Source organism: Pseudomonas sp. CFBP 13727 (genome assembly GCF_014841915.1).
Lineage (GTDB): Bacteria > Pseudomonadota > Gammaproteobacteria > Pseudomonadales > Pseudomonadaceae > Aquipseudomonas > Aquipseudomonas baltica.
The window spans coordinates 345,255-363,924 of sequence record NZ_JACYUT010000004.1; the positions used below are offsets into that span (position 1 = coordinate 345,255).

General features: G+C 64.9%; 16 protein-coding genes. 8 read left to right on the forward strand and 8 right to left on the reverse strand.

Annotation, left to right across the window (positions count from 1 at the left end; genetic code table 11):
* Positions 1-5 precede the first annotated feature (5 nt).
* The 4 genes from IFT76_RS14855 to IFT76_RS14870 all read left to right on the forward strand — a co-directional run bounded on the left by IFT76_RS14855 (position 6) and on the right by IFT76_RS14870 (position 4,650).
* On the forward strand, positions 6-992 hold the full coding sequence (locus tag IFT76_RS14855; protein ID WP_192059180.1) for an esterase-like activity of phytase family protein: 987 nt from the start codon (positions 6-8) through the stop codon (positions 990-992).
* Positions 989-1,513 carry a retropepsin-like aspartic protease family protein gene (locus IFT76_RS14860; protein ID WP_185794971.1) on the forward strand — a complete coding sequence of 175 codons (525 nt, stop codon included), beginning with the start codon at positions 989-991 and terminating at the stop codon, positions 1,511-1,513. Before IFT76_RS14855 ends, IFT76_RS14860 begins: the two co-directional genes overlap by 4 nt.
* Before the next feature lie 7 nt (positions 1,514-1,520).
* Entirely contained in the window at positions 1,521-3,776 is a 2,256-nt protein-coding gene (parC, locus tag IFT76_RS14865; RefSeq protein ID WP_192059042.1) for a DNA topoisomerase IV subunit A, read from the forward strand.
* A 169-nt stretch (positions 3,777-3,945) separates the two neighbouring features.
* Positions 3,946-4,650, forward strand: a complete 705-nt coding sequence (locus IFT76_RS14870) for a PqiC family protein (protein ID WP_122480397.1) — start codon at positions 3,946-3,948, stop codon at positions 4,648-4,650.
* A 60-nt stretch (positions 4,651-4,710) separates the two neighbouring features.
* Here the strand turns inward: IFT76_RS14870 and IFT76_RS14875 are convergent, their stop codons facing one another.
* Positions 4,711-6,213, reverse strand: coding sequence for a histidine kinase (locus tag IFT76_RS14875; protein WP_185794973.1), 1,503 nt, complete (start codon positions 6,211-6,213; stop codon positions 4,711-4,713).
* Between the two features lie 192 nt (positions 6,214-6,405).
* Between IFT76_RS14875 and serB the strand changes: the two genes are divergently transcribed.
* Positions 6,406-7,356, forward strand: coding sequence for a phosphoserine phosphatase SerB (gene serB / locus IFT76_RS14880; RefSeq protein WP_446731106.1), 951 nt, complete (start codon positions 6,406-6,408; stop codon positions 7,354-7,356).
* Between the two features lie 12 nt (positions 7,357-7,368).
* Here serB and IFT76_RS14885 read toward each other — a convergent pair whose 3' ends face one another.
* The 4 genes from IFT76_RS14885 to IFT76_RS14900 form a co-directional block, all read right to left on the reverse strand.
* Positions 7,369-9,150, reverse strand: coding sequence for a molecular chaperone (locus IFT76_RS14885; protein ID WP_192059046.1), 1,782 nt, complete (start codon positions 9,148-9,150; stop codon positions 7,369-7,371).
* 157 nt (positions 9,151-9,307) lie between these two features.
* The gene (gene asd, locus IFT76_RS14890; protein WP_192059047.1) at positions 9,308-10,207 is read right to left on the reverse strand and encodes an archaetidylserine decarboxylase; all 900 of its coding nucleotides are present in this window, start codon (positions 10,205-10,207) and stop codon (positions 9,308-9,310) included.
* A 9-nt stretch (positions 10,208-10,216) separates the two neighbouring features.
* Positions 10,217-11,032, reverse strand: coding sequence for a rhodanese-like domain-containing protein (locus tag IFT76_RS14895; protein ID WP_192059049.1), 816 nt, complete (start codon positions 11,030-11,032; stop codon positions 10,217-10,219).
* 43 nt (positions 11,033-11,075) lie between these two features.
* Positions 11,076-12,596: an HDOD domain-containing protein gene (locus IFT76_RS14900; RefSeq protein WP_342365581.1), complete on the reverse strand. Its 1,521-nt coding sequence runs from the start codon at positions 12,594-12,596 to the stop codon at positions 11,076-11,078.
* Positions 12,597-12,765: 169 nt separating this feature from the next.
* On the opposite strand from IFT76_RS14900, the gene motA reads away from it, so the two are divergent.
* The gene (gene motA / locus IFT76_RS14905; RefSeq protein ID WP_122480391.1) at positions 12,766-13,617 is read left to right on the forward strand and encodes a flagellar motor stator protein MotA; all 852 of its coding nucleotides are present in this window, start codon (positions 12,766-12,768) and stop codon (positions 13,615-13,617) included.
* A 3-nt stretch (positions 13,618-13,620) separates the two neighbouring features.
* On the forward strand, positions 13,621-14,646 hold the full coding sequence (gene motB / locus IFT76_RS14910; protein WP_192059051.1) for a flagellar motor protein MotB: 1,026 nt from the start codon (positions 13,621-13,623) through the stop codon (positions 14,644-14,646).
* A gap of 34 nt (positions 14,647-14,680) precedes the next feature.
* Here the strand turns inward: motB and IFT76_RS14915 are convergent, their stop codons facing one another.
* Positions 14,681-15,148: a toll/interleukin-1 receptor domain-containing protein gene (locus IFT76_RS14915; protein WP_163007695.1), complete on the reverse strand. Its 468-nt coding sequence runs from the start codon at positions 15,146-15,148 to the stop codon at positions 14,681-14,683.
* 186 nt (positions 15,149-15,334) lie between these two features.
* A complete protein-coding gene (locus IFT76_RS14920; protein WP_192059053.1) occupies positions 15,335-16,534 on the reverse strand; it encodes an aspartate aminotransferase family protein in 1,200 nt (399 codons plus the stop codon).
* A 98-nt stretch (positions 16,535-16,632) separates the two neighbouring features.
* Between IFT76_RS14920 and IFT76_RS14925 the strand changes: the two genes are divergently transcribed.
* Positions 16,633-17,571, forward strand: coding sequence for a LysR family transcriptional regulator (locus IFT76_RS14925; RefSeq protein WP_122480387.1), 939 nt, complete (start codon positions 16,633-16,635; stop codon positions 17,569-17,571).
* Here the strand turns inward: IFT76_RS14925 and rsgA are convergent.
* Positions 17,565-18,596 (reverse strand): small ribosomal subunit biogenesis GTPase RsgA, encoded by a 1,032-nt coding sequence (gene rsgA, locus IFT76_RS14930; protein ID WP_122480386.1) that lies wholly within the window; start codon positions 18,594-18,596, stop codon positions 17,565-17,567. The two genes, IFT76_RS14925 and rsgA, sit on opposite strands and share 7 nt — an antisense overlap.
* Between the last annotated feature and the right edge of the window lie 74 nt (positions 18,597-18,670).

The following is an 18,670-nucleotide window of genomic DNA, read 5'->3' on the forward strand; positions in this document are numbered from 1 at the left end:
CAGCGCTGCTGACAGCCCTGTTCGCCCTGGCCCTGCCGACGCTGGCCGTGGCGTCGGTGCAACCACCCGTGCCCGAGCTGACCCTGGTCGGCGAGCACGTGGTGGACGGTATGCCCACCGGAAACCTGTCCGGCCTGGCGCTGTGCCGCAAGACCTTGTGGGCCGTTTCGGACCGGGAGGACGGTACGGTCTATCGGCTCGATACCTCGACTCCCAACTGGCAGGCCACGGCCGTAACCTTCAAGGCGCCGCCGGTACCGCCCAGCGGGCTGCCCGTTCGTCTGCGCATGAGCAGTTGGGCGGCGGCCTTCGTGCGTGGCGGCGACCTGGATTTCGAAGGCATCAGCTGCGATGCCCGAGGCAACCAATACCTGGTCAGTGAATCCCACGTCGCGGTGCTGCAGATTCCCGTGTCAGGCGAGCCGAAATGGTTGCCCCTGGACCCGACCCTGGTCAGTCAGGCACGTGCCAGCCACCTGCTGTTGCATTTCAATGCCCTGTTCGAAGGGCTGACCGTCAATCTGGCCGGCGACCGCCTGTGGCTGGCTGCCGAACGTCAGCAGCGCGGCCTGCTGGCCGTTCGCAAGCGGCCATTGAGCTGGAGCTGTGAGGGGCGTTGCGTATTGCTTGCCGAAGGCGGTGCGGAAGCCCTGCCGGTGCAGATTCCCCGGGCCAGGCACATGCCGCGCGATTTTGCCGATCTGGCCTGGTTCGATGGCAAGCTGTTCACGCTGGAACGCAATGCCTATCGCATCTGTCGTCGCGACGCGGACACGGCTGCCGTGGAGCGATGCTGGTCGTTCGCCGCCGAGGCGCTGTTGCCGGCTCGCCGCTATGATGCTCCCTACGGTCTGACCGAAGCGCTGAGCGTCGATGCCGAGGGGGCATGGGTGGGCACCGACAATAACCAGTGGGCCCGCGCCGATGGCGAGCGGCGTCCGGTGGTCTGGCGCTTCGCGGCCCCCGCCGGCGGCTGGAGCGCCGCGCCATGAGCCAGGCCGCACCGGGCAGGCGTGTTGGCAAGGTGTTGATGCTGCTGGCCTGGGCCGCGGCGTTGTACCTGGCCACGCAGTTCTTCGGTGACTGGGAACAGCGTCGAGAAAATCCCAATGCGGTGCCGGTTTCCCAGCACGGCGACGGCTACGTGGAAGTGCAACTGGCCGGCAATGGCCAGGGGCACTTCGTCAGCGGCGGCTTCATCAATGGGCAGCCGGTGCAATTCATGCTCGACACCGGCGCCACCGATGTGGCCATGCCCGAAGCGGTCGCGCGCAAGCTCGATCTGGCCCGCGGTGCGCCGGTGCTGCTGACCACTGCCAATGGCAAGACCCAAGGCTATCGCACCGAGATCGCCACTCTGCAGCTGGGCGACATACGCCTGAGCAATGTCCGCGCCCTGGTGGTGCCGGGCTTCGACGGCGACCAGGTGCTGCTGGGCATGAGCGCCCTGAAACAACTTGAATTCACTCAGCGCGGCGGCAACTTGCTGCTGCGCCAGACCACGAAACGATGAGGCTTGCATGAGCGATTCCCTCGATCTCAGTCTTGACGGCGTAGAACGCCGGTCCCTGGCTGACTTCACCGAACAGGCCTACCTCAACTACTCCATGTACGTGATCATGGACCGCGCCTTGCCGCATATCGGTGATGGCCTCAAGCCGGTCCAGCGACGCATCGTCTATGCCATGAGCGAGTTGGGCCTGGACGCCGACGCCAAGCACAAGAAGTCCGCACGTACCGTGGGCGATGTACTCGGCAAGTTCCACCCCCACGGCGACTCGGCCTGCTACGAGGCCATGGTCCTGATGGCCCAGCCGTTCAGCTATCGCTACACGCTGGTCGATGGCCAGGGCAACTGGGGCGCACCGGACGATCCCAAGTCGTTCGCCGCCATGCGCTACACCGAGGCGCGTCTGTCGCGCTATTCCGAGGTGCTGCTCACCGAGCTGGGCCAGGGCACGGCGGACTGGGTGCCGAACTTCGACGGTACCCTCGACGAGCCGTCGGTGCTGCCGGCACGGCTGCCCAATATCCTGCTCAACGGCACCACCGGCATTGCCGTAGGCATGGCCACCGACGTTCCACCGCACAACCTGCGCGAAGTGGCCAGCGCCTGTGTGCGCCTGCTCGACGAGCCCAAGGCGACGATCGAGCAGCTCTGCGAACACATCCAGGGCCCCGACTACCCGACCGAAGCGGAAATCATCACCCCGCGCGCCGATCTGCTGAAAATCTACCAGACCGGCCGCGGCTCGGTGCGCATGCGCGCGGTGTATCGCCTGGAAGACGGCGACGTAGTCGTCACCGCCTTGCCGCACCAAGTGTCCGGCGCCAAAGTGCTGGAACAGATCGCGGCGCAGATGCAGGCCAAGAAGCTGCCGATGGTGGCCGATCTGCGTGACGAATCCGACCACGAGCATCCGTGTCGCATCGTCATCATTCCACGCTCCAATCGCGTCGAAGTCGACGACCTGATGCAGCATCTGTTCGCCACCACCGATCTGGAGTCGACCTACCGGGTCAACGTCAACATCATCGGTCTGGACGGTCGCCCGCAGTTGAAGAACCTGCGCGCGTTGCTGGTCGAATGGCTGGAGTTCCGTGTCAACACCGTGCGCCGTCGCCTGCAGTTCCGCCTGGACAAGGTCGAACGTCGCCTGCACCTGTTGGACGGCTTGCTGATCGCCTTCCTCAACCTGGATGAAGTGATCCACATCATCCGCACCGAGGAGCATCCCAAGGCGCGCCTGATCGAACGCTTTGCCCTCACCGAGATCCAGGCCGACTACATTCTCGACACGCGCCTGCGTCAGCTCGCGCGCCTTGAGGAAATGAAGATCCGCGGCGAGCAGGAAGAACTGGCCAAGGAACGCGCCAAGCTGCAGGCGCTGCTGGGCAGCGAAAGCAAGCTGAAGAAGCTGGTGCGCGCCGAGCTGATCAAGGACGCCGAAACCTATGGCGACGAGCGTCGTTCGCCGATCGTTGCGCGCAGCGAAGCACGCGCGCTGTCGGAGAACGAGCTGATGCCGACCGAGCCGGTGACGGTAGTGCTGTCGGAAAAAGGCTGGGTGCGCTGTGGCAAAGGTCACGATATCGACGCCACGGGCCTCTCCTACAAGGCCGGTGACGGCTACAAGACCGCAGCCATCGGGCGTTCGAACCAGTTCGCGGTATTCATCGACTCGACCGGGCGCAGCTATTCGGTGGCCGCGCACACCCTGCCTTCGGCCCGTGGCCAGGGCGAGCCGCTGACCGGCCGCCTGACGCCGCCACCCGGCGCCACCTTCGAGTGCGTGATGCTGCCCGACGACGACGCGTTGTACGTCATCGCGTCGGACGCCGGCTACGGCTTCGTGGTCAAGGGCGAAGACCTGCAGGCCAAGAACAAGGCTGGCAAGGCACTGCTCAGCCTGCCCAAAGGGGCCAAGGTGATCAACCCGCGTGCCGTACCCGATCGGGAACGGAACTGGCTGGCCGCGGTGACCACCGAGGGCCGCCTGCTGGTGTTCAAGATCAGCGACCTGCCGCAACTGGGCAAGGGCAAAGGCAACAAGATCATCGGCATTCCCGGTGATCGCGTGGCCAGTCGTGAAGAATTCGTCACTGACCTTGCGGTGGTCGCCGAAGGCTCGACGCTGGTGCTGCACGCGGGTAAACGCACGCTGTCGCTCAAACCCGATGACCTGGAGCACTATAAAGGCGAGCGCGGTCGGCGTGGCAACAAGCTGCCCCGCGGTTTCCAGCGTGTCGACGCCCTGGTCGTGGAAAACCTCTGATCGACGCCCGCGCCTGGACGGTGGCCGTGCTGCCGTTCGACGGACAAGCACTGGAGTCAGGGCGCGGATTCACGGATGATAGGCCCTTTCGCGGCGCTGCCAAGCGGCAGCGTCCAGACGACTCGGTCAAGTATTGCTGCGATTGCCGTGTGGCAGCCGCCTGGATGAAATGATGAAACTGTTGCGCCTTCCCGTGATTTTATTGCTCAGCGGCGTGCTGGGACTGGCCGGATGCAGCACGCATCAACCGGTGGCCCTGTACCAGCTCGACAGCGGCAACCCCGGGCTGCCCAAGGAAAGTCGAGGTATGGCCGTGCTGCTGGGGCCAGTATCCGTGGCCGACTACCTGCAGCGCGAAACGCTGCTGCAGCGCCAGTCCGACGGCAGCCTGAGAGCGTCCACCGACGGTCGCTGGGCCGGCAGCCTTTCTGCCGACATCGACCAGTTGCTGTTGCGCCAGATGGCCTGGCGCCTGGACAGCCAGCGCGTGGTGTTGGCGCCTACGCCCGCCAACTTCACGCCTGACGCCCAGGTGCTGTTGTCGATCACGCGACTCGATTCAGGCAGCGGCCAGCCTGCCGTCCTGGATGCCCAGTGGCGTGTCCTCGACCGCCGTGGGCAAGTGCGTGACAACCGCATCGTCCATCTCGAGGAAAAGCATGACGGCGGCACCGCGGATCAAGTCCAGGCCCAGGGCGTACTGCTGCAGCGCCTGGCCGCGCAGCTGACTGCAGCGCTCAAGCCGTTGGCCAACCAGCCGGCGCTGGTCGAGGAGCGCAAGTCCGCGCCGGCGCAGGTGCGCCGCGAGCAGGAAAAGTCGCGGATTCCTCTGGCTACGCCCATCCGCACCGATCTGGAAGTGTTCCGCTTCTAGAACGGCACCCACAAAAAAGCCCGCATTGCGGGCTTTTTTTATGGGCAAACGCTCAACCAATCAGCTGATTCGTGCCAGTTGGCGTTCCAGCAGGGACGGGTAAGGCTCCAGCAGACGCTCGACGCAGCAGGCCCCTTCGGGGCTGGCGATCGAGCGAATGCGCGCGCGTTGACGGATCAGCGGGTCTTCGCCGATCTCGCGCACGACCAGCAACAGGTTGCGGCTGTGCTGCGAAAGCGCCAGTGCATCCTGGGCCGATTCGGTCAGCAGCAGGTCGATGGAGTTCAAGCCGTGAACTTCGTCGCTGAGCACCAGACCCAACTGCAGTTGCAGGGTGATGCCGCTGTCGGCGACCTCGATCTGCAAGGCATGGCCCAGGGCACGCAACAGTTCGCCGCAGCAGATCGCGTTGGTCAGGTAGTCATCACCGCTGTGTTCACTGTGGAACAGCATCAGCGTGCTGCCGTCGTTGAGCATGTGCACTTCGCTCTCGTACAGCGAGGCGGCCTGTTGCAGGCAGTCGTGATAGCGCTCCAGCAGCTCGGCCAGACGTGCCTTGGGCAGGCGACGCAGTTGTTCCTGCGCACCCAGTTGCACGGCCAGCACGGCGCTGTCGGTGTGCACCCGAGCCACGGCAGTGGTCGGCTGCTTGATCACGGCCACCGGGGTTTCGCGCAGGTCGGCGAACGGGTCGTCACCGAAGTCTTCTTCGTCTTCGTCAGCCTGAATCTGGCGCATGACCGGTTTTACCGGCTTGGCTGCCACGGGCGGGAAGGGGCCCGGCTTGGCGGTTGCCGTGCGCACGGGTGGCGCTGCGTGCGGCACCTCGTCTTCGTCGGTGTCTTCGGGTTCGACCTCGGGCTCGCGCGGCTCTGGCGCCAGCTGTGCGTGCAGCTGCCGGGCCAGGTCGCCGATCTCGTCGGTGCGCTGGGTGGCCGGGGTGAACTCGTCGGGGTTGCGCAACCAGACCCGCAGTTGCAGCAGCGGCGTGGAAATGTAGCGACCCAGCCGCAGGCTCAACGCCAGTGCCAGCACCAACAGGATACCGGCCAGAACGCCCATGCTTTGCAGGCTGATGGTCAACGGCTGCTGGAACTGATTCATGTCCAGGCTGATGCGCAGTTGCCCGGCCAGCGCATCCTGGAAGTTGATCTTGGTTTCGTACAGCCCCTGGCTCTGCCCCAGCAGGCCGCTTTTGGGGCGCTGTCCGGCTTCGGCGAGAATGCGGTTGTCCGGGCTGAAGATCGCCGCGTGGGCGACCAGCGGGTTCTTCACCAGGTTGTTGAGCAGCACGTTGAGGCTGAGAATGTCGTTGGACACCAGCAACTCGGTAGCGGACGTGGCCGTTTGCGTGGTCAGGCTCTGCCCCACCGCGTCGGCCTGCTCGTGCATGGCCTGCTTGAACTGCAGACCCATGACGCAGGCGTAGATCACCAGGGCTATGGCAACCAGCACGATGTTGGTGAACGCGATGCGCAAAGCCAGGGGCACTCGACGGTGGCGCACGGCTCGGAAGATCAGCAGGAAGAAGTTGTCGGTTTTGACTGGCGTAGGCCGGTTCACTGAGCGCGGCTCTTTGTCCGTGAAGTTGGCGCGCAGTATAACGAGCACCCTCCGAGCGGCAAAGCGCTGCCTGTGCCCGATGGTCACTGAAAGTGGTTAGAATGCGTTTTTTTTCATGAAACGGGGTGCCTCTTGCGCGAAATCGTCCTGCTCAACATCACCGCTCGGGAGCAGTCGGGCATCGCCGATGCCTTGCGCGCCGCTCTGGCCGCCGATACCACGTTCAGCGCCGCCCAGTCCGCCACGCCGGCTGAACATGTGGTCAGCGTGATGGGGCGCCAGGTCGGTTACCCTGCCTTGCAGCAGGTTATCAGCCTGCTGAGCGAGCATGGCTTGGCGTTGGCGAGCATCGAGCGCCTGTCTGCGGCGGCGGGCGGCAACGCCTGTTTCGAGCTGGGCCTGCTCGGCACGCTGGAGCAGCCGCTGCAATTGCGCGGGCAAGTGCTTGAGCTCAGCGCCGCGCTGGGTCTGGACATCGTCTACCAGCCCGAATCCCCTCAGCGCCGACAGCCACGCCTGGCGGTGTTCGACATGGATTCGACCCTGATCGAGGCCGAGGTGATCGACGAACTGGCCAAGGCCGCTGGCATCGGCGAACGTGTTGCGGCCATCACCGAGCAGGCCATGCGCGGCGAAATCGACTTTCGCGCCAGCTTCAAGGCACGCCTGGCCCTGCTCGACGGCCTCGACGTTGCGGTCCTCGATGACATCGGCGCCCAACTGCGCCTGAGTGAAGGGGCCGAGCGCCTGTTCGCCGAACTCAACCGCATGGGCGTGAAGACGGCCATTCTGTCCGGTGGCTTCACGTATTTCGCCAGGCAGTTGCAGGAGCGCCTGGGCATAACCCATGTGTTCGCCAACGAACTGCAGGTGGTCGAAGGCAAATGCACCGGCGTGGCAGTCGAGCCGATCGTCGACGCCCAGCGCAAGGCCGACCTGCTGCAGCAGCTGGCTCGTGAACAGGGTGTGGAGTTGAGCGAGACCCTCGCCGTGGGCGATGGCGCCAACGACCTGGCCATGCTGGCGATTGCAGGCCTGGGCGTGGCGTTCCGTGCCAAGCCGCTGGTACGCCAGTCGGCGCGTCAGGCCATCAGCGTGCTGGGGCTGGATGCCGTGCTGTACCTGCTGGGCCGCCGCGACTGAACGCAGCCTGGCTCAGAGGTCTTTCCACAGCGAATCGAAGTCTTCTTCGGGTGCAGCATCGTCGGCACCGGCCGGCGCCGGTTTGGCCACTTCCAGCAGGTGGTATTCGAACTGGTTGAAGCTGCCGGTGCCGGTCATGCGCTGCCCAAGGCCGGCCGGGCGTTCTTCACCTTGGGTGTTGATGATCACCTTGTTGCCTTCCAGGAACGGCATGCGTGGGGCCAGCAGGGAGGCGGGTATGTCGATGGCGCGGATTTCCGGCAGCAACAGGCCGCGCAGGAACTGGCTGTTCTGCTCGCTGACGCGCACCAGTTGCAGACCGCATGGCTGCGCGTGCGGTGCCACCAGCTCGATGCCCATCTGCGTGCCGCCACTGCGCACCTGACGGATCCAGCGCACCACCGCCACGCTCCAGCCCTGGGCCTGAGTGTCCTGGATGCCGATCATTTCGCCGGCCTGCAGCTGCGGCGGAACTTCCCTTGGCCATGCCAGGCAATAGCCACCGGGGCTGTGGTTGACGATCTGCAGAGCGTAGGTAGGGAAGTGCTGGTCATTGTTGGACGCGCTGGCTGCGCCGCTGCCTTCGCCGCTCGGCAGGTCGTACTGGATTTCTTCGTAGTCGCCGTGCCGATCGGTTTCGCTCGGCCTGCTCCAGGACTGGGTGGCGGCGCCCGGCACGAACTGCGCGCTCTGGGAAAGGGCCGGGCGCTTGAGGATCTCGCTGAAGGAACGCTCGCCGCCAATGTAGTAATGCAGCGCGCTCATGCCGATGCACACCGTCAGGTTGCCCTGACCGGGGGTGCGGGTAAAGGTGCGTTCCGCCACATCGCCCCAGGCGGCCGCCACGTGTTGCAGCAGATCGATGCTGAAATTGCTGGGAATCAGGCGCGACTGAGCACGCTGCTCGACCGGCATTTCCAGGTGCGTCTTGATCGCCTCGACCAGATCGGCGGGGTCGAGCCCGACCAGCAGCGGCAGCTGATCCTCTTCATACAGCGTCTTGTAGCGTGGCGGGCTGTCTTCGTCGGGCGCCATGGCGAACAGGCTCGAAGCCAGGGTGGCAGGCTGCACACGCACCAGCAGGCTCCATGCCTCGAGCACCTCGGCCAGGCGCAGGATCGCCTGCTGGCGCATCTGGTTGCAGCGTGAGCTGCCCAGCAACAAGGCGGCGGTGTAGCTTTGCTGCACGCTCAGGGTCGTGCCATGCGCGGCCAGCGGATCGTTGATCGGGACGTTCTGCAACTGATGCGCCAGGGCCGCCTGGTACAGCTGGTGCAGTTCCAGCCAGACCCCGTCGGGCACAGGGCAGTACAGCAGGCTGGCGCGCATCACTGGCCCATTCAGGCAGTGCAGGGCGCGCTGCGCAGCGGTGGCCAGCAGCGTGGCGCGATCCTTGGAGGCACGGTCTTTGGAGTAAGTGGAGGAAATGCGCAGTACGATCTGCTTGTAGCCGATGGCCAGATGGTTCTGCAGGGCCTGGCACAGGTTGGCGACCTTACGCGAGCGCTCGTCGAGAACGATAGACTGGTTGAGGAAGTGTCGTTCCAGATGCTTGCAGACGAAAGACACCTCGGGCCGCAGCAGCTCGAGCAGTTGCAGGCGGTTTTCGCTGGGCGTGAGCAGCTGGTTGAGCTCGCCCAGGCCCTGGTACAGCAACCGGGCGGTTTCCCCCAGATTGGCCTTGGGCAGCTTGGCAATCCAGCGCTTGAGGTCGCGCGGGGTCGCTTCGCAGAAGGTCAGGCTCAACTGCGATGGCGTCGGTGCGCGCAACAACAGATGGGGGCGTGGCGACATCGGTCGTTTCCTGGTTCAACTCAGGTCGTCGCTCGAGGGCTTGAACGACGAGAAAAGACAGGCCATTCATTTGGCCGTATGCAAGGACTCTAACAGCATTGGATAACGGTCGCAGCCTCGATGTCGCCGAGGCTGCGCCGCGCAGGCTGCAGGCGGTTCAGATCACGGTGGAAGCTGGCGCCGGCGCCACGTCGTCCGCGCTGGCCGCCAGCCCGATGCCCTGGCCCATGTTCACCGGTGACAAGTTGGCCAGATGATGGGCCCATTTGACTTGCTCCGGGCCAAACAGCATGACCACGGTCGAGCCCAGCTTGAAGCGGCCCATCTCGGCACCCTTCTGCAGATGGATCGGCGCGCGAGCGGCTTCGTCGTAGCGAAAGGTCTTGAGTTCGCGCTTGGGCGGCGTCACCAGGCCCGCCCAGACGGTTTCAATCGAAGCGACGATCATCGCGCCCACCAGCACCATGGCCATCGGCCCGCGTTCGGTGTCGAAGATGCACACCACCCGTTCGTTGCGCGCGAACAGTTCAGGCACGTTCTCGGCGGTGGTCTGGTTGACCGAGAAGATGCGCCCCGGCACATAGATCATTTCGCGCAGGGTACCCGCCAGTGGCATGTGCACCCGATGGTAGTCGCGCGGTGACAGGTAGATGGTAGCGAACTTGCCACCCATGAAAGGAGCGGCGTTGTCTGGATCGCCGCCCAGCAGTTCGAGCACGCTGAAGCTGTGACCCTTGGCCTGGAAAATGCGACCGTGTTCGATGGTACCCAGCTGGCTGACGGCGCCGTCGGCCGGCGAGAGTATTGCACCGGGGGTCGGGTCCAGCGGACGCGCATCGGGCTTCAGGGCACGGGTGAAGAAGGCGTTGAAGTTCTCGTAGGCACTCAGGTCCTCGACCTGGGCCAGCGACATGTCGACGTTGTAGCGCTCGGCGAACCAGCGGGTGAAGGCGTTCTTGAACCAGCGCGAGCGGCACTCGGCAACGCACCCGGCCAGGCGCGAGAGCAGGTGATGGGGCAGCAGGTACTGACTGATGATGAACAAGCGATCTTTCATTGAGTGTCCTTAAACTTCGATAGGGGTGTCGGGGTGGTTGCCCCATTCGCCCCAGGAACCGGCATAGCCCTTGACGCGTGGATAGCCCAGCGCCTTGGCCACGAGATAAGTGAAGCCAGAGCGGTGATGGGTCTGGCAGTGAGTGATGATTTCCTTGTCGGCGGTGATGCCCAGGCCGTCGAGCATCTGCGCCGCATCGCTGCGAATGCGCAGCTGGCGCGCCGGATCCATGACCGCAGTCCACTCCAGGTTGATTGCACCGGGAATGTGCCCCGCCTTGGCTGCCAGTACTTTTTCGCCCGAGTATTCCAGCGGGCCGCGGGCATCCCAGATGGCCAGGTCGCTGGCGTCCAGGCGGCTTTGCAGGTACTCGCGGGTTGCGGTGGGCTCGTCGTGCAGGGTCAGCGACACCGGGCCGCCAGCGCTGGCTGGCGTGTCCTGGCTCAGCGGCAGGCCGGCGGCCTCCCAGGCCAGGATGCCGCCATCGAGGTAGTGATAGCGAGAATGGCCGATCACGTCGAGCAGCCAGATGAAGCGTCCGGCCCAGCCGCCGCCCTCGTCGTCGTAGACCACGTAGGTCGCCTGCGGGTGGTGACCCAGCTCGCCGAACAGCTGCTCCAGTGACGCCAGCCCGGGCAACAGCCCCGGTGCAGGCGGCTGACCCAATTGGGTACGCTTGGGATCGACGAAACGCGCCCCGCGGATGTGCCCGGATGCGTAGCGCGCGTCGCTGGTCAGGTCGACCACGATCAGGTTGGCGGCATCGAGCCGAGTACTCAGCGCCTCGGGCTCGATCACCAGGGGCAGGCCAGCGAAGTCAGGCATTCGGGTCTCCAGACGAAACGGAACGACGATTGTAGCGCAAGCCTTACCGGCTGCGGTTGGTAAAGGTGTCCAGCGCGCGCTCGATGCACTGTGCGGTCTTGCCGAAGCCCTGCACACTGATCTCGGAAAACGGGCGTCCGCCCTGGTCGGCGACCAGCAACGTGTGCACGCGGCCTTCGACGCCCAGCGAGCGCAGCAGCACGTGTTCACCGCGGAACAGCGCGCGCAGGGTCGCCGGCAGCAGTGCCTGCAGCTGCGCGCTGTTGGCGCTGCCCATGCGCAACTGCGTCGGTTGGGCGAGCAGCCGCTGCAACAGGCTGCTGTGCTCGATGCCCAGGCTCAGCGCGGCCGCCTCCTTGGGCAGCCCCGCGCTCTGGTGCACGCGCAGGCTGCCATGGCTGCGGTCGACCATCAGCAGCATGACCCGCTGCATGCCGCATGCCAGCAGTGCATCGCGCGCGCAGGTGGTCAGGTGCAAGGCATTGTTGAACGGCGTTGGCGTGGCCAGCAGCTGCGTGCACAGGTGCCGCCAGCCCGCCAGTGCCGCTTCGCTGGGTGCCGGCGCCGGTTCGCTGTCCTGCGTCGCGGGCGTGTGCTGCGGCGGCCACGGCAGGCTGCGCGCCGGGTGCCACAGGTCGGTAGCCCAGTGCACACGGGCGCTGTGCACCGCATGTTGATGAACCTGTTGCTGCACCTGCTCCAGCGGCACTTGCAGGTACAGGCAGCTCAGGTACTGCCAGCGCTGCAGGTGGGGGGTGAACCAGCCGTGCTGCGCCGCCAGGGCCAGACCATTGGCCATCAGGATGGTATTGGCCGGCTGGTTCAGCCAGCGGCGCAGCGCCGGCTCGTCGTCCAGTTGCTGTTGCTGACGCAGGCGGTGCTGGTTGTCGCGGGCGATGTGCAGCGCCTGCACCAGCGCCCGCCGTTCCCCCAGCAGCAGGCGATAGCCGTGCAGCACCCAGGCCGGCAAGCGCCATTTCTGCGCCAGTGCCTCGCAGAGCACCAGCAGCGGTACGCCGAACAGCGCCTGCTCGACCGTGGCCGCCGTTTCGCCCTCGGCAATGACCCGGCGCTCCCATTCATCGAGCAGTTCGGGGTAGGTGGCAGCCAGTGGCCAGAGCGGCGACAGGAACAACAGGCTGCCCCAGTGGATCTCCTGCCACAGCCGCGCCAGCCGTGCCGCGAACAGGCCATTGGCCTGCTGGCTGGCATGCTGGCTGATCATCTGCAACTGACGCAGGGTCAGCGGCATCTGCTGCGGGTCGAGCGGGGGCAGGCGCATCAGCAACTCTTCGGCACGCGACAGGCCCAGCCGGTTCAGGGCCACTTCGAGGCTTTCCGCCGGTTCCGCCAGGCTGTTGCTGGCATGCCGGTTGGCTTCGCGCATCACGCTGAGCACCAGCGCCGGGCTGTGCTGCATCAGGTCAGCGATGTCGCGCAGCGAGCGGCGTCGGTCCTTGATCGCCGCGCGAACCTTGTCGTGGTAGAGCCTGGGGATCGGCAGCCGCACGCCATCGAGCAATGCGAGCCAGGTGTCTAGGGTTTGAGGCTTGGCGTTGGACACTATGCTTATCCTGATGCATGCCTGAATGCAGGCCGACTACACGAACGGACCAAACTGGCTTTTGAAAACCGCTGCCTATAGTCTGGCGCAGTTCTGCCGATAAGGAGAACAACAGATTCAACATCACCTTTTTCGTCCATGAACCCGACTTCTGAAGTGTTTTTTATCCATGGCTAAAATTATCGGCATCATTGTCGTGTTCGCGAGCGTGCTCGGCGGATACGTTCTTTCCCATGGTCAGTTGGCTGCCCTGGTGCAGCCCTTCGAGGTGCTGATCATCGGTGGCGCCGCACTGGGCGCGTTCCTGCAGGCCAACCCCGGCAGCACCACCATGATCGTACTGAAGAAGTCGCTGAAGATGTTCAAGTCGCGCTTCAGTCATGCCTTCTATCTGGAAGTGCTGAGCCTGCTGTTCGAGATCCTCAACAAGAGCCGTCGCGAGGGCATGATGTCCATCGAGGCCGACATTGAGGACGTCGCCGCCAGCCCGATCTTCGCCAAGTACCCAGCCCTTCTCAAGGACGAGCAGATGATGGCCTTCATCTGCGATTACCTGCGCATCATGTCGTCGGGCAACATGGCGCCGCACGAACTCGAAGGCCTGTTCGACATGGAGCTGCTGAGCATGAAGGAAGAGCTCGAGCACCCGTCCCACGCCGTGACCGGTATCGCCGATGCGTTGCCCGGTTTCGGTATCGTTGCGGCGGTGCTGGGTATCGTCGTGACCATGGCCTCGCTGGGTGATGGCGACAAGGCAGCGATCGGCGGCCACGTCGGCGCCGCCCTGGTCGGTACGTTCCTGGGTATCCTGGCGGCCTATGGTTTCTTCGGGCCCTTGGCGACCTGCCTGGCCCATGATGCCAAGGAAGAACTGAACGTCTACGAGGCCATCAAGGCGTCGCTGGTGGCTTCGGCCTCGGGCATGCCGCCGTCGCTGGCCGTGGAGTTCGGGCGCAAGGTGCTGTACCCGGCGCACCGGCCCAGCTTCGCCGAACTCGAACAAGCCGTACGCGGTCGCTGAGTCATGGAAAACAACCAGCCCATCATCGTCAAGCGGGTCAAGCGCTTTGGCGGCGGCCATCACGGCGGCGCCTGGAAGATCGCGTTCGCCGACTTCGCGACGGCGATGATGGCGTTCTTCCTGGTATTGTGGCTGTTGTCCGAAGCCACGCCTGAACAGAAGATCGCCATCGCTGGCTACTTCAAGGACCCTATCGGCTTCTCCGAAAGCGGCACGCCCTATGTCATCGACCTGGGCGGCTCGCCTCAACTATCGCCCGAGAAGACCCTGAATCCGGACGTCGAGGTGTCGCCGCCCAAGCCCGAGACCTCGACTCAGGTCGCGGCCGAGCAGGCCGAGCAAGTGGCCCAGCAGGTTGAAAAGGAACGCCTCGAATTGTTGCTGCAGGAACTGCAGAACAAGGTCGACGAAAACCCCCAGCTGCAGAAATTCAAGGACCAGATCCTTTTCGAGATCACTCAGGACGGTTTGCGCATCCAGATAACCGACGCCGAGAATCGGCCGATGTTCGACCTGGGCAGTGCGCGGCTCAAACCCTATTTCGAGGACATCCTGCTGGCCATGGCGGACACCATCAAGGCGGTGCCGAACAAGATCAGCGTCAGCGGTCACACCGATGCCAAGCCCTACGCCGGCAGTGCGGCGGGCGGCTTCGGCAATTGGGAGCTGTCGTCCAACCGCGCCAATGCCGCGCGCCGCGCGCTGGTAGCCGGCAGCTACCCGGAAGACCAGATCGCGCGAGTGGTTGGCTATGGCTCCTCCTCGCTGTTCGACCGCAAGGATCCGCTGAACTCCATCAATCGCCGTATCGATATCGTGGTGCTGACCAAGAAGGCCCAGCGCGATATCGAAGGCGAGCAACCGGCCCTGGAAACGCCTGCACCCGGCGCGCCTCCAGCTGCCAGTCCTCCTGGCGCGTCGATCGGTGATCCCGATGCGCCGGTGCAGCCGCGCGAGCTGCGCCAGCGGCTGAACCTCTTCGAGGACGGCTCGACGAAGATGGTCGAGCTGGGCAAACCCGCGCCCTGATGGGCCGCACCGCCTTCCCAGCCTTGCCGCCTAGCTAGAATCCACGCCCGATGCGTTCGCGCAGGCCCCTGTGGATATCGCGCGCACACAGCTGCAGCGGCGTCTCGCGCTGACTGGCCGGCATGCGCAGGGCCGCCTCGCGGTGGTAGGCCTCGATGACGAAGTCCAATTGCTGCGTGCGCGTCAGGGTCGGCCAATGGGCCAGGTATTCGGGCAGCGCCTGGTCACCCATTCGATACACGCAGATGCGTCGGTCCCACGAGGTCGCCTCGCCGATGGAGAAGGGTATCCACCAACGCCGGGCGCTGCTGTGGGACATCATCAGGATCACGTGGGTGCAGTCACGGATGTGCGCGGTGATCGTCTCGGTGACATGCAGGGTGGTCAGCGATTCGAAGTCCATCACGTCCATGCGCACCTCGATCCCGGCCCTGCGCAGTTGCTTGCGGACCCGCAGCGCGTGTGGATGATCGGCATGCTGGTAGCCGATGAACACGCTCATCGCCGACTCCCGCCAGCAGTCGGTCGAACGGGGCGCAGGCAGGCAACGGGCAGGTCGAGCATGGAAAACCTTCATCGTGAGTGTTGAAGGTTGAAAGATTGTTCAATGCCGTTTAAGCGGCAAGGTATGTCATTCAAAAGAGACATTCCTTACCTAGGAAAGTAACTTCTCCTACGGCCAATTCCTCTAGCCGGCACCTGTGCAAAACCCTTGCGGCGCATGGACCAAGGCGTACAGGGCATCGGCAATACGCTCCACCTCAGCCGCACTCAGGATCAAGGGCGGCAGCAGGCGCAGGGTGGTGCCACGGGTCACGTTGATCAGCAGGGCATGCTCTTGCGCCGCCCGCTGCATCAGTTCGCGACAGGGCCGGTCCAGCTCCACGCCGATCATCAGGCCCACGCCGCGCACAGCCTTGACTCCGGGCAAGACGCCCACTTCACTGCGCAAGCGCTCGAGCAGCGCCTGCCCCTGGCGCGCGGCGTTGTCCAGCAGCCCCTCGCGCTCGATGATGTCCAGCACCGTGCAGCCAACCCGGCAGGCCAGCGGGTTGCCGCCGAACGTGCTGCCATGGCTGCCGGGCGTGAACAGGCGGCCCACTGCCGCGCTGGCCAGGCAGGCGCCGATCGGAATGCCGTTGCCCAGGGCCTTCGCCAGCGTGACCACATCCGGCTGGATGTCCGCATGCTGGTAGGCGAACCACTGGCCGGTGCGGCCGATGCCACTCTGGATCTCATCGAGCATCAGCAACCAGCCATGGTTGTCGCAGTGCTCACGCAGGGCGCGCAGGTAGGCAGCGGAGGCGACATGTACACCGCTTTCGCCCTGAATCGGTTCGAGCAGCACTGCCGCAATGCGCTGTCCGAACGCCTGGGTGACGCTGGCCAGCGCGTCGAGGTCGGCGAAGGGGATCCTCACGCAATCCCCCGGCAGTTGGCCCAGTCCGGCGCTCAAGTGCGCACCGTCGCTGGCTGCCAGGGTGGCCAGGGTGCGCCCGTGAAAGGCGTTGTTCATGACCACCACCAAAGGCCGGGCGATGCCGCGGGCATGGCCATGCAGGCGGGCCAGCTTCAATGCGGTCTCGTTTGCCTCGGCCCCCGAATTGTTGAAAAACGCCAGGGCCAGGCCGGATTTTTCAGCCAGCTTCGCGCCCAGTCGTTGCTGCCAGTCGATGGCATACAGGTTGGACGTGTGCAGCAACAGCCCGGCTTGTTCGGCAATGGCGGCTACCACGTCGGGATGGCTATGGCCCACGTTGGTCACCGCCACGCCGGCCAGTGCATCCAGGTATTCGCGGCCGCTGTCGTCCCACAGGCGGGTGCCGAGGCCGCGGGTGAACGTCAGGGGCAGGGGTTGATAGGTCGGCATCAAGTGGCTGGCGCTCATCGCGAATCTCTCGGCGGGAAATGAATCTGCAGTATTCCCTTCAAGCTCATATGGATAAACGCCGCTAGACTGGATGCACTTTTCACTTGGAGTTGATAATGGATCTGTTCCAAGCCATGCAGGTGTACGTGAAAGTCGTGGAACTAGGCACCATGACGGCAGCCGCCAACGCCTGCGACCTGTCCACGACCATGGTCAGCAACCATCTGCAGGCATTGGAGCGGCGTCTGGGCGTTACCCTGTTGCTGCGCACCACGCGCCGTCAGCAGGTGACCGACGCGGGCCAGGCCTACTACCAGCGCTGCCTGGAGGTGCTGGGGTTGGTCGCCGATTCCGAGCGCTGGGCCGAACACACCCAAGGCACCCCGCAGGGCCTGTTACGGATCACCGCGCCGCCCACCTTCGGCGCCGAGTGCCTGGCGCCGGCACTGGCGGGGTTTCTTCAGCGTTATCCGCAGATCAGCGTCAGCCTCAGCCTCGGCGATCAGGTACAGGACATGCTCGACGGCCGGTACGACGCCGCCCTGCGCCTGGGTAATCTGGAGCCCTCGACCTTGATCGCACGTCCCCTGGACGACTATCGGCTGAGCATCTGTGCGTCCCCGGACTACCTGCGTCGCCATGGCACGCCTGGCCACCCCGAAGAGCTGGCTGCCCACGAGTGCCTGCAGTTCATGTACAACCCAGGCGATGAGTGGCGCGGCACGCAAAAGCGGTGGTCCATGCAGGGGCCCAATGGCTCGATCGGCGTCGATGTTCGAGGGCGTCTGGTCACCAACAGCAGCGCCGGGCTGCGTCAGGCCGCCCTGGCGGGCATGGGCCTGGTGATGCTTCCCGACGTGCTGGTGCGTGGCGATCTCGAGGAAGGCAAGCTGGTCCAGGTACTGGCTCGATACGCGTTGCCCGGCAGACCCATGCACCTGCTTTATCCACAGGCGCGCTACCGTTCGCCGAAGCTGCGCGCATTCGTGGACTACATCGTCCAGACCCTGGGGCCGCAGCCGGCCTCAGGGTCGGCAGATACCCTGGATCAGTAGGTGTCCTGGGTCAGGCTGGCGATGATCGAGCGGTAGCTGTTCATGCGCTGCTGCTGCACACGGCCATCGTCCAGTGCTGCGAGCAAGGCGCAGCCGGGTTCGCGGTCATGCTTGCAGTCGCGGAAGCGACAGGTGCCGAGCAGGTCGGCGAACTCGATGAAGCCGGCTTCGACGTCGGCGCGGCTGACATGGCCCAGGCCGAACTCGCGGATACCGGGGGAGTCGATCAGCTCACCGCCGCCGGGGAAGTGGAACAACCGTGCGGTGGTGGTGGTGTGCGTGCCCTGGCCGGACCATTCCGACAGCGCACCCACGCGGGCCTGCACTTCAGGCAGCAGGCTGTTGACCAGCGAGGACTTGCCTACGCCGGATTGGCCCACGAATACGCTGATGTGACCATCCAGGCGTGCCTGCAACTGCTGCATGCCATCGCCCTGATGAGCCGAGACCTCGAGCAGTGGGTAACCCAGCTGGCGATACACCGCCAGCAGCGCGTTGAGCGCCGGCGCATTTTGCTCGTCGATCAGGTCGGCCTTGTTCAGCAGCAGCAGGGGATGGATGCCCGCGTGTTCGGCAGCCACCAGGTAGCGGTCGATCAGGTTGGCATGGGGTTCGGGCATGGGCGCGAACACGATGACAATCAGGTCGACGTTGGCCGCGACCGGCTTGAGCTGCCCGCGGCTGTCGGGGCGGCACAGCTCGGTGCTGCGCGGCAGTTGGGCAACGATGACACCGATGCCCTGATTGCCGGCGCGCCAGACCACCTTGTCGCCAGTGACCAGCGCCGGCAGGTTGGCGCGCAGGTAGCAGCGGCAAACCTGACCGGTCTGTTCGCCTTCCAGCGCCTCGACTTCCACCTGAACACCGAAGTGCGCGATTACCAGCCCTGTCTGCTCGGGGCCCAGGTCACCGCCTTCCAGCGTCTCCAGGGCCTGGGACTCACGCTTGGCGGCGCGGGCAGCGCGCTCGCCCTGGATTTTTTCGATACGCCAGTTCTGGCGGCGGTTCAGTTGGCGTTTGGCCATGTGTGTTCCGTGTAAATGAATGCAGGTGTTGACGAAGGCGGGATACTAGCACGGCCGGCTAGGCTAAACTGCGC